General features: G+C 39.9%; 1 protein-coding gene and 1 pseudogene. Both read right to left on the bottom strand.

Translation table 11 applies throughout. The features are described 5' to 3' along the window. Positions 1–264: pseudogene (locus L4C33_RS21910) on the bottom strand (hypothetical protein); the annotation flags it as partial. Between the two features lie 250 nt (positions 265–514). Then, entirely contained in the window at positions 515–1720 is a 1206-nt protein-coding gene (locus L4C33_RS21905; RefSeq protein ID WP_428814496.1) for an acetate/propionate family kinase, read from the bottom strand. Positions 1721–1981 lie beyond the last annotated feature (261 nt).

Below are 1981 nucleotides of genomic sequence, written 5' to 3'. Positions count from 1 at the left end.
GCATATGTTGGAGCCTACAGTATTGGCTCCAACATATGCTGATAGTCCTTTATCGATAATTTGCTCATCAATTTCTTCATAAATCGGTTGTTGATCTCTGACACGACATATATTAATCATCTCAAGAAACTGATGCGCTCTATTAATCTGACGACTGATACCCTCGCCTTCTTCGGCTTGGATAGCTTTACTCACTCTTGAGTAGATATATGCGGGAAGGGTTTGTGGCTGTGTGTATGCTTGAGTCGTTATTTCATTTTTCATTTCTCTCTCCAATTATTTGAATACATTAAAACAAATAGCATAGAGAGAAACAAGGAAAACAATTAAAAAAACCAATAAAAACAACAAGTTAAATATATACGCGAATTGTATATTATTTATTTTATTGAATACCTATGCACCAAGGATCCAGCAAAGCTCTTTAAAACTAAAGGTCATCGTTCTGGAACTTTTGCATAAATATAAAAAAAGCCGCTGAAAATTCAGCGGCTTATCTCATTAGATTATCGAATTATTTTGATTGCTCTAGTAACTCAACTGATTGTCGTACGATTACTAACTCTTCATTGGTTGGAATAACCATTGCCACAGCATCTAGAAGTTCAGACTTCGCGATAATGCCAGAAGCGCCAAAACGAGCGTCTTCATTGCCCTTCACGTTTTCTACAAAGCCTAGAAGTTTAAGGTTTGCCAAAACTTCGCGACGAATTGGTAGAGAGTTTTCACCAATACCACCAGTGAAGATAATTGCATCCAATTCGCTTAAAGGAATCATGTAAGAGCCGATGTATTTCGCTACACGGTACGTAAATACTTCGAAAGCTAACTTAGCCCCTTCATGGCCCTCTTCCATCGCTTCAAGAATGCCACGAGCATCTGAAGTTAGGCCAGAAACACCTAGGAAACCTGACTTTTTGTTTAGCGTGTCGAATACTTTCTCTGCCGTCCAACCTTTTTTGATCAAGAACTCAATAATACCAGGGTCAAGGTCGCCAGAACGTGTGCCCATCATTAGGCCAGCAAGTGGAGTGAAGCCCATTGAAGTATCTACAGATTCGCCGTTAGCAATAGCACACACAGATGCACCGTTACCAAGGTGAACAGAGATAAAGCTAGACTCTTCAATTGGTTTGTTCAGCATTTTTGCAGCTTCACGGCTTACAAAGTAGTGGCTAGTGCCATGGAAGCCGTAACGACGAATGCCATATTCTTTGTATAACTCATTTGAGATAGCACCAGTGAACGCTTTCTGAGGCATTGTCTGGTGGAAAGCGGTATCGAACACAGCGAATTGAGGCAGGCTTGGGAACGCAGCCATTGCAGCCTGAATACCTTTAGCACCTGCTGGGTTATGTAGAGGAGCTAGATCTGACAGGCTTTCAATTTCCGCAAGTACGTCATTGTCGATACGTACCGTTGAAGTGAATTTTTCGCCGCCATGCACAATACGGTGGCCGACTGCCACCAATTCATCCGTAAATCCTAGTGTATCCATTAATCTAACAATGCGGTTAATCGCATATTGATGATGATTGTCTGGAGCATCAACTGCTTCTTCGGTTTTCTCACCGTTATGTTTCCAGCTCATTACCGCTTCTGGCATGCCGAAACACTCGCCTAAACCGCTAACAATCGCTTCGCCATTATTTGAATCAATGACTGCGAACTTTAAAGAAGAGCTACCTGAGTTGATAACCAGTACAAACGAATTAGACATTGGATATGAGTCCTATTTCAGTACAAATAGAGAAGCTTATGCTTCATTTTTTAGTAGCTCTATTATTCAATAATTTTTGAATCTTTCAACTTTTGTTTTAACAATTTACAAAAACGAAGACAAATTGATTGATCTCAGTCAAGGATGCATTTCTTTCTAGTATAAAATTAATACGCTATCGCAGAAGTGGTTGGTTTTTAACCTGCCAATTAATATTCATTGTTCTACGCTCAAAAAACTCACTATCACGAACTGTTAACA

The organism is Vibrio makurazakiensis (genome assembly GCF_050337375.1).
GTDB classification, from domain to species: domain Bacteria; phylum Pseudomonadota; class Gammaproteobacteria; order Enterobacterales; family Vibrionaceae; genus Vibrio; species Vibrio makurazakiensis.
Note: the sequence above shows the minus strand (reverse complement) of the source record. Positions and strands in the feature narration are given on the sequence as shown.

What these genes read in the sequence shown, in the direction of transcription:
- L4C33_RS21905 (WP_428814496.1), bottom strand. Translation starts at nt 1,720, where the DNA reads ATGTCTAATTCGTTTGTACTGGTTATCAACTCAGGTAGCTCTTCTTTA.